6 protein-coding genes are annotated in these 7,495 nt (G+C 71.2%); 2 read left to right on the forward strand and 4 right to left on the reverse strand.

Annotation, left to right across the window (positions count from 1 at the left end):
* The coding region (locus tag VFZ20_RS10060) for a protein kinase domain-containing protein (protein WP_329683737.1) at positions 1-1,614 on the reverse strand (1,614 nt) is incomplete at its 3' end.
* A 480-nt stretch (positions 1,615-2,094) separates the two neighbouring features.
* Between VFZ20_RS10060 and VFZ20_RS10065 the strand changes: the two genes are divergently transcribed.
* Positions 2,095-2,280 (forward strand): hypothetical protein, encoded by a 186-nt coding sequence (locus VFZ20_RS10065; RefSeq protein WP_329683738.1) that lies wholly within the window; start codon positions 2,095-2,097, stop codon positions 2,278-2,280.
* Positions 2,281-2,460: 180 nt separating this feature from the next.
* Here the strand turns inward: VFZ20_RS10065 and thrS are convergent, their stop codons facing one another.
* Together thrS and VFZ20_RS10075 are read right to left on the reverse strand one after the other, a co-directional pair.
* Complete coding sequence (gene thrS, locus VFZ20_RS10070; RefSeq protein WP_329683739.1) at positions 2,461-4,323, reverse strand: threonine--tRNA ligase; 1,863 nt, start codon at positions 4,321-4,323, stop codon at positions 2,461-2,463.
* Positions 4,324-4,518: 195 nt separating this feature from the next.
* Positions 4,519-5,703 (reverse strand): glycosyltransferase family 4 protein, encoded by a 1,185-nt coding sequence (locus VFZ20_RS10075; protein ID WP_329683740.1) that lies wholly within the window; start codon positions 5,701-5,703, stop codon positions 4,519-4,521.
* A gap of 276 nt (positions 5,704-5,979) precedes the next feature.
* Between VFZ20_RS10075 and VFZ20_RS10080 the strand changes: the two genes are divergently transcribed.
* The gene (locus VFZ20_RS10080) at positions 5,980-6,144 is read left to right on the forward strand and encodes a hypothetical protein (RefSeq protein WP_329683741.1); all 165 of its coding nucleotides are present in this window, start codon (positions 5,980-5,982) and stop codon (positions 6,142-6,144) included.
* A 110-nt stretch (positions 6,145-6,254) separates the two neighbouring features.
* Here the strand turns inward: VFZ20_RS10080 and VFZ20_RS10085 are convergent.
* Positions 6,255-7,495, reverse strand: a 1,241-nt coding sequence (locus VFZ20_RS10085) for a molybdopterin-containing oxidoreductase family protein (RefSeq protein WP_329683742.1), incomplete at its 5' end; no start/stop codon positions are given.

The following is a 7,495-nucleotide window of genomic DNA, read 5'->3' on the forward strand; positions in this document are numbered from 1 at the left end:
CGTCTCCGGCTTCGGCGCGGGAACGACCGGCTCCGGCGCGGCCGCGACGACAGGCTCCGGCTTTGGCGGCGCGACGGGCGTGGACGCGACCGGAGGCGGCGGCGCGACGATCTTGCCGGCCGGCGGGGTCATCGGCGCCGGCGTCGCGGCGGCAGGAGCCGATGCGGCGGCGCGCGTGGGCTTCTCCAGCGCGGGCGGGATGTACAGCGTGTCCGCCAGATCGGTCGACGCGAGCGCGATGGGCTTCGCGGTCCGGCTGGGCGCCTTCGGCTGACGCGCCGGCGCCTCGGGCCCGGCGGCCCGCGCGATGACCGGCTCGGCGGGCGGGGCCTGGACGGGCGCGGCCTCCGCGACGGGAGCGGCTTCCACGCTGATCGGCGCTGCGACGATGGGCGCGGGCTCCGGGACACTGATCGGCGCCACGACTTCGGTGGCGATCGGCATTGGCTCCGGCGCGACAGCCACCACGGGCTCGGCCGCGACCGGCGCGGGTGCTTCGGCGACGGCGGGCGTCGGCGCGACAACCGGTGCGACTTCGGCGATGACCGGCTCCGACGCGACGATCGACGCGGGCGCGGCGACCTGGACCGTCTCCGGCTCTGCGTCCACGGCGGCGGATGCAGGCGCCTCGGATTCGGAGATTGTGACGGATTCTGAAGCTCCGTCGTCATCCGCCGAAATCACCGCGATCAAGTGCTCGGCGACCTGCTCCGGCGTGCTCTCGGACGGGGCCGGCCGCGGCTGGGGGACGGCGGGCGCGGAGACGATGGCGGGGACGGCGACGGCCGCCGCGGGCTGCGGCGGCGCGGCCACGTCGGCGATGAGGTGGGCGGCCAGCTCGCCCGCGTCGGGCCAGCGCGACGCCGGGTCCGACATCAGCGCGCGGCGCACCGCGTGGGCCACGTGCGCCGGCAGGTCCGGCCGCGTCTCCAGCAGCGACGGCGCCACGACGGCCTGCCCGCGCGCCATCTGCAGCAGCAGCTGGGTCCAGTCCGCCGGCAGCCCCGCGAACACCTCGTACGCGATCACGCCCAGGCTGAAGACGTCCGTGGCGGCCGTGAGCTCGCGCGAGCGCCGCAGCCGCTCCGGCGCGGCGTAGCGGGCCGTGGCGCGCGGCGGTGGCGAGCCCACGGGGTTGAGCCCCAGCCCCAGCACGCGCACCTGCAGGCGGCCCTCGTCGCGCGAAAGCCAGAGCACGCCGGGGTGCAGGTCGCCGTGCACCAGGCCGGCGCGGTGCGCCGCCGCCAGGCCCGCCGCGGCCTCCTGCACCATGCGCAGTGCCAGCGGCAGGGGGGGCACGCCGCGCTGAGCCAGCAGGGCCGTCAGCGACCCGCCCGTGCCCAGGTCCGCGACCACGAACTCCAGGGCCAACTCCGTGTCGCTGCCAAAGTCCAGCACGCGCGCCACGTTGGGGTGCACCAGCCGCGCGGCGGCCTTGCCCTGCTGGGCGCCGCCGGCCTCGGCCGCGGGGAGCGCGCGCAGGGCCACGGCGCGGTTTAGCCGCGTGTCGGCGGCGCGGTAGACGGCGGCGCTGCCTTCGCCGGCCAGCGGCTCCTGGACCTGGTAGCGGCCGGCCACCAGCGTGCCGGCGGAAAGGGCTCCGGTGCTCGACATCGAGATCGCCCGGGAAACGGGGTGAGCCCGGCGTCGCGCTCCATCGCGCGCGCCGAGTCAAGAGAAATGCGGCGCCCGCGTAAAACGCGACGGACGCGGCCATCCAATACGGTATAGGCGAGCGGCTCCGCGGGCGGTTACGGCACGGCCGGGCGGGAGCAGCGTCGGGGTACGGGGTTGGGAGGGGCAAGCTAGTGCCCGGCACGGACTTGGTCAACAGTTTCCTGTCGTGGCAGGTGTGTAGCAGATCTCGCTTCAACGTTCGACACCTCCTGGACCGTGCCCGCGTAGTGTCCCATGCCGGTGTCCCATGCGAGGGCCAGGTGTGCCCTGCCAGGGACGGGCGCGGATGGACGGCGGGCAGACGTAATCGTCATAAAAGCAAGCGTTTACGCGTTTCACTGCAGCGGCATGCGACGGGCACGCCGGATGCCTGTAGGGAACGCGGCGCCCAGGGAGGGCGCTGGAAAGGAGACGGCCATGGAAATTCTTCGTCGGTTCCTGGAGACCTCGCCCACGCCCTTCGAGGCGTATGTGTCGCTGCAGTGCGCGCTCATGCGGCGCCACGTGCGGCGCGGCGGCAGCCCGGAAGACTTTTGCGAGCGGCTGGCGCCCGTGTTTCACCGGCGGTACGCGCCGGTGCTGCTGGACGGCACCGCCCGCTGAAAGGACCTGAGGTCATAGCGCGAGAAAGCCGCCCCGGTGCTCCGGGGCGGCTTTCTTGTAGAGCCGAACTGCGGGTTGCAGGGGACAGGTTACAGGGGACAGCCTGCAACCGCTCCCGGACCATGCGGGTGCGAAGTGCCACTTTCGCACTTTCGCACTCACGCACTTTCGCACTGCAGTTCAGTACGCCCGGTACTCCGTGGTCGCCGCGCTGCTCTCGTTGAACTTGGCCGCCATCCGCGCCACGTGCACGTCCAGCTCGCGCGTGGCCAGCTTGGCCGTGAGCTCCGCCAGCACGTCGTTCACGGACAGCACGCGCTGCTCCTTGACCTTGTGGCGCCGCACGGCCGCCGTGCCCTCTTCCTTCTCGCGGTCGCCCACGACCAGGATGTACGGCACCTTGGCCTTTTCCGCCTGGCGGATGCGGTAGTTGAGCGATTCGAACTGCTGCGTCTCGGCGCGGATTCCGGCCTTGCGCAGGCGCGCCGTCACCTCGTGCGCGTAGTCCAGGTGCTTTTCGTCGCTGATGGGCAGCACCACGGCCTGCACGGGCGCCAGCCACGTGGGGAACGCCCCCGCGAAGTGCTCCACGATCACGCCGATAAAGCGCTCGATGCTGCCAAAGATGGCGCGATGGATGACGATGGGCGTCTGCCGCGTGCCGTCCTGCGCCGTGTACTCCAGCTCGAAGCGCTGCGGCAGCTGAAAGTCCAGCTGGATGGTGCCGCACTGCCACTTGCGGCCCAGGCTGTCCTGGATGCTGATGTCGATCTTGGGCCCGTAGAACGCGCCGTCGCCCTCGTCGATCCAGTACTCGCGCCCCGCGCCGTCCATCGCCGCCTTGAGCGCCGCCTCGGCCGCGTCCCACTGCGCGATCTCGCCCATGAACTTCTCGGGGCGCGTGGACAGCTTCATGGAGTAGTCCAGCCCGAACACGGAGTAGAAGCGGTCCACCAGGGCCAGCAGCTCCTGGATCTCGTTCTGCACCTGGTCCGGCGACAGGAAGATGTGCGCGTCGTCCTGTACGAAGCTGCGCGTGCGCATCAGCCCGTGCAGGGCGCCCGTCACCTCGTTGCGGTGCAGGATCTGGCTCTCGGCCACGCGCAGCGGCAGCTCGCGGTAGCTGTGCGCCTGGCTCTTGTAGTAGAGCATGGTGTCGGGGCAGTTCATCGGCTTCATGACGAAGTCCGGCTCGCCGGCCGCGTCACGCACGATGAACATGTCCTCGTGGTAGTGGTCCCAGTGTCCCGACGTGTGGAACAGCTCCGGCTTGTACAGGATGGGATTGAGGATCTCCACGTACCCGTACTCCGGCATCAGGTCGCGCCAGAACCGGCCCAGCTCGTTGCGGATGAGCAGCCCCTTGGGGTGCCACAGCGCCGACGCGGCCCAGGGATGAAAGCTGAACAGGTCCAGCGCCGCGCCCAGCACGCGGTGGTCGCGGGCCTTGGCTTCCTGCACGAACGCCAGGTAGTTCTTGAGCGCGTCGCGGCTTTCCCACGCCGTGCCCGTCACGCGCTGCAGCGACGGGTTCTGCTCGCCGCGCCAGTGCGCCGGCGACGACGCCAGCAGCTTTACGTGCTGGCAGAACCCCGTGTCGGGCACGTGCGGACCCGCGCACAGGTCCACGAAGTCGCCGTTGCGGTAGAAGGTGACCGTCTGGTCCGCCAGCTTTTCCAGGATGTCGAGCTTGTACTGCTCGCCCTTGTCCTGGAAGAACGCCACGGCCTCGTCGTGGGGAACGACGGCCACCTCGAAGCGCTGCTTCTCCTTGGAGACCTGCTGCATCCCCTCCTGCACCTGCTCGATCTCTTCCGGCGAGAGCGGCGCGTCCAGCCGCACGTCGTAGAAAAAGCCGTGCTCCGTCGCCGGGCCGATGGCAAAGCGCGCCTCGGGGCGCACGTGGCGCAGCGCCGTGGCCATCACGTGAGCGGACGAGTGGCGGATGCGGCGCAGCTTTTCATCCTGCGGCAGCGCCTTGAACTCGTCCAGGTCCACCGGCCGCCAGTCGTGGCCCTGCAGCCAGCTGTCCCAGTCTTTCATCGATCCAATCCGTTCTGATTGACCTGTATCGTCGTGCGGCCCGCGCGGACCGCATTCGTTTCCGTTCCGGTGCGCGGGGACGATAATGGAACCCGCCCCGCCGCGCCACCGTGTGCCCCGTCCCATCTGCCCGGACGAAAGAAGCCGCCTCCGTGAGGAGAGCGGCTCGTTCGTGTCCGGCCGGTCAGCCGTGGCTCACCCGGCCGCGCGGGCGAGCCGCGCCGGGGTGCCCGTCGTGGTGCCGGTGGTGTGCTGCCGCAGCAGGCGCACGTACGTGTCGGCGATGGCGGGCCAGCTGAAGTGGCCGGCTGTGTACTGCGCCGTCCGGCGCGACGCCTCGGCCCGCAGGGCGCGGTCGGCGCGGTAGCGCAGGATCACCTGCTCGAACGCGTCCGCGTCCGCGCTGCGCACCAGGTGGCCGTTCTCGCCCTCGCGGATCACGTCGCTGATCCCCTCCAGGTCCGCCGCCAGCACGGGCACGCCGCACATCCCCGCCTCCAGCATCACCACGCCGAAGCCCTCGATGTCGCCGGGGACGTGGATGTTGGGCATGACGAACAGGTCCGCGCCGCGGTACAGCCTGCCCAGCATGTCCTCGGGCACCTTGCCCAGCATCCGCACGCTGCGGTGCAGGCCGTGGCGCTCGATGGCCTCCTGGATGCGCGGCGTCATGGGCCCCTCGCCCGTGACGAGATAGATGACGTCCCTGGGCAGGCGCGGCATCACCGTGTCGGTGAACCACTGAAAGCCCTTGCGCTCCTGGTGCCGGCCCACGCTCACGAGGATGAGCGCGTCGTCCGGGATGGTGGCCGGCGACTCGCCGATGGCCCGCAGCAGCTCGCGGCGGGCGGCGGCGCGGTCGCGCGGGGCGTTGAAGAGCGTGTTGTCGGCGCCGCAGGGCACCACGTGCAGCCGCTGCTGGGGCAGCCCGCGGCCCAGGCACTCGCCCGCCGTGGCCCGGCTGATGGGAAAGACCACGTCCAGCGACCGCAGCACCTTTCGCACGTACCACTGGTAGCCCACCGTGGGCAGCGTGACGTCGCGGCCCACGGGCACGGCGGCGATGATCGCGCCGGCCTTGCGGATGGCCGCGCGCAGCACCGGCGTGACGGATGCCGTCACCATGGACGAGTGCATCACCACGTCGATCCTTTCGCGGCGCACGAGCGCCGGGATCTGCCACAGCAGGCCGGCCATGTAGCCGGGCATGCGGTACGGCGTGGCCTTCCACGACGTCTCCAGGACGAGCGAGTGCAGCTCCACGCCGGGGTGCTCGGCGAGGGCGGCGTGCAGTCCCTGCGCAAGCCGCTGCATCCCCCCCACGTTGCTGAGGGGATCGCCGGGCAGCGCGAACGAGTGCGAGACGTAGAGAATGCGCAACGGCAGGCTCCCTCGGGGTGCTACGATGCAGGGTAAGTGCATGAAAGCCCTAAGTATACACAATCACACGCAGGGCTGTCCAGCGTTCGGGTGATACGCCGGGCCGGGCGGGGAAGTTTCTCCGGAACAGCGCGGGCTCGATGGGGAGGCTGATTGGCGGCTCGATGGCGATGCTGATGGCGCGCCCGGTAGATGCCGGTCCGGGCGGACGCCGGATTCGGAGCGGGAGTGGCCGGCCCGAGACCCGGCGACTGAAGTCGCGGCACCGGACACGTGATGTCGGCCTTCGCCGACGGTTCATCCAAGGCCGGCAAGGTGCACCGGCGCGCGGTTCGCGACGCCAGGAGCGAATGGAATTCGCCGCTGGAACTTCGCGAAGTCCGCCTGCGCGGACTGCACCGCCGCCACCGGGCCGCGGAGGATGCGCCTCCCGCCGGGTGATGGCCCGTGTGGGCGGTTGAAGCCCTGTTCGCATCGCGCGTCAGCGCGAGACAGGGCTTACCGCTGTCCCAGCGGCGGCTTTAGCCGCTCAGGCTGGGACCTGGCTCCTCTCACGCCGCCACCTCCACCTCCACCGCGTTGTCGTAGAACGTGGCGCCCCCGCCCATGTCCGTCACGCGCTGGGACGTGGTGTCGTTCACCGTGCGGCCGTCCTCGGAGAGCAGGGCCCAGCGCACGCCGTAGCTCACGGCCACGCCCGGGCGCACGTCTTCCGTGACCACCGCGCGGCCAAAGAAGTGGCCGCGGTCGTTCCAGCAGCGCAGGCGGTCGCCGTCGCGCACGCCGCGCACGGCGGCCTCGTTGGGGTGAAGCAGCAGCTTGGCCTCGCCCGCCGCCTGGTGGAGCCTGGGCACGTTGTGGAACGTGCTGTTCATCAGCGGGTGCTCCGGCGGCGACAGCAGCATCAGGGGAAAGCGGGCGGCGCGTTCCGGGTCCGCGTCCGCGCTTTCCGCCGGCGGGATGTACGCCGGCACGGGGTCCAGCCCCAGCCGCTCCAGCTCCGGCGCCACGACCTGGATCTTGCCGCTGGGCGTGTTGGGCCGCGGATCCGCGTACGGGCGAAAGTCCGCCGGCACATTCAGCCGCACGTATCCCTCCTCCACCAGCCGCTCGAAGCTGATCCCCTCCAGCCACGGGTGCGACGAGTCCAGCGCCTGCCGGATCATCGCGACGTCGTTGTCCGCGAACGCCGCGTCGTCCAGCCCCATCCGCTGTGCAAGCCGGCGGAAGATCTCCGTGTTGGGCAGCGACTCGCCCACGGGCGCGATGGACGGCCGGTTGAGCGTGAGGTACAGGTGCCCGTACGCCGTGTGGATGTCCCAGTGCTCCAGCTGCGTGGTCGCGGGGAGCACCCAGTCGGCGTAGCGCGCCGTGTCGGTGACGAAGTGCTCCATCACCACCGTGAACAGGTCGTCGCGCAGCAGCCCGCGGCGCACCTGCCCCAGGTCCGGTGCCACGGCGGCCGGGTTGGAGTTGTAGACGACGAACGCCTGCACCGGCGGCCCGCCCACGCCCGCGTCGGGCTCCGTGAGCGCCTCGCCCAGGCGGATCATGTTGATGGTGCGCGTGCCGGGCGGGATCCAGTCCGGCCGCTGCAGCGCCGTCAGGTTGAGCTTGAAGGCGCCGCTGGTGCTGAGCATGGCGCCGCCGCCCAGGTCCCGCCACGCGCCCGTGACGGCGGGGAGGAGGCTGATGACGCGGACCGCCATGCCGCCGCCGTGGTGCCGCTGCAGCCCGTAGTTCAGCCGGATGAAGCTGGGGCGCACGGTGGCGTACTCGCGCGCCAGCTGCT

The sequence above is a fragment of the Longimicrobium sp. genome (assembly GCF_036280135.1).
Classification (GTDB): Bacteria; Gemmatimonadota; Gemmatimonadetes; order Longimicrobiales; family Longimicrobiaceae; genus Longimicrobium.